The sequence below is a fragment of the Enterococcus dongliensis genome, assembly GCF_031927985.1.
GTDB lineage: Bacteria > Bacillota > Bacilli > Lactobacillales > Enterococcaceae > Enterococcus_A > Enterococcus_A dongliensis.
The window spans coordinates 1,890-3,524 of the sequence record NZ_JARPZC010000039.1 but is presented as its reverse complement, the minus strand read 5'-3'; the positions used below and the strand labels follow the sequence as shown (position 1 = coordinate 3,524).

1 rRNA gene (cut by a window edge) is annotated in these 1,635 nt (G+C 49.8%); it reads right to left on the bottom strand.

Annotated elements, in window-relative coordinates:
- Window positions 1-1,635: ribosomal RNA gene (locus P7D84_RS13575) — 23S ribosomal RNA — on the bottom strand; its annotated part runs 125 nt beyond the window's last position; the annotation flags it as partial.

Genomic DNA, 1,635 nt, shown 5'->3' with positions numbered 1-1,635 from the left:
CCGACTTCTACGGCTCCTACCTATCCTGTACATGTGGTACAAACACTCAATATCAAACTGCAGTAAAGCTCCATGGGGTCTTTCCGTCCTGTCGCGGGTAACCTGCATCTTCACAGGTACTAAAATTTCACCGAGTCTCTCGTTGAGACAGTGCCCAAATCGTTACGCCTTTCGTGCGGGTCGGAACTTACCCGACAAGGAATTTCGCTACCTTAGGACCGTTATAGTTACGGCCGCCGTTTACTGGGGCTTCAATTCGTACCTTCGCTTACGCTAAGCACTCCTCTTAACCTTCCAGCACCGGGCAGGCGTCAGCCCCTATACGTCATCTTTCGATTTTGCAGAGACCTGTGTTTTTGATAAACAGTCGCTTGGGCCTATTCACTGCGGCTGATCGTTAGATCAGCACCCCTTCTCCCGAAGTTACGGGGTCATTTTGCCGAGTTCCTTAACGAGAGTTCTCTCGCTCACCTTAGGATTCTCTCCTCGACTACCTGTGTCGGTTTGCGGTACGGGCCATTGTTTTCTCACTAGAAGCTTTTCTCGGCAGTGTGACATCAGGAACTTCGGTACTATTATTTCCCTCCCCATCACAACTTGTCCTTGAAGACGTAAGCATTTGACTCACATCAAGACTTGTTGCTTGGACAGACATTTCCAATCGTCTGATTCCTTAGCCTCCTGCGTCCCTCCATTGCTCAAACAAAAACAACGGGTACAGGAATATCAACCTGTTATCCATCGCCTACGCCTTTCGGCCTCGGCTTAGGTCCCGACTAACCCTGGGCGGACGAGCCTTCCCCAGGAAACCTTAGTCATTCGGTGGACAGGATTCTCACCTGTCTTTCGCTACTCATACCGGCATTCTCACTTCTAAGCGCTCCAGCAGTCCTCACGATCTACCTTCAACGCCCTTAGAACGCTCTCCTACCAACACACCTTATGGTGTGTTCCACAGCTTCGGTAAACTATTTAGCCCCGGTACATTTTCGGCGCAGGGTCACTCGACTAGTGAGCTATTACGCACTCTTTAAATGGTGGCTGCTTCTGAGCCAACATCCTAGTTGTCTGTGCAACCCCACATCCTTTTCCACTTAATAGTTATTTGGGGACCTTAGCTGGTGGTCTGGGCTGTTTCCCTTTCGACTATGGATCTTATCACTCACAGTCTGACTCCCAGAGATGAATGGATGGCATTCGGAGTTTATCTGAATTCGGTAACCCGAGATGGGCCCCTAGTCCAAACAGTGCTCTACCTCCATCATTCTTACTCTGAGGCTAGCCCTAAAGCTATTTCGGAGAGAACCAGCTATCTCCAAGTTCGTTTGGAATTTCTCCGCTACCCACACCTCATCCCCGCACTTTTCAACGTACGTGGGTTCGGTCCTCCAGTGCGTTTTACCGCACCTTCAACCTGGACATGGGTAGATCACATGGTTTCGGGTCTACGACCACTTACTCATTCGCCCTATTCAGACTCGCTTTCGCTACGGCTCCGTTTTTTCAACTTAACCTCGCAAGTAATCGTAACTCGCCGGTTCATTCTACAAAAGGCACGCTATCACCCATTAACGGGCTCTAACTTGTTGTAGGCACACGGTTTCAGGATCTATTTCACTCCCCTTCCGGGGTTCT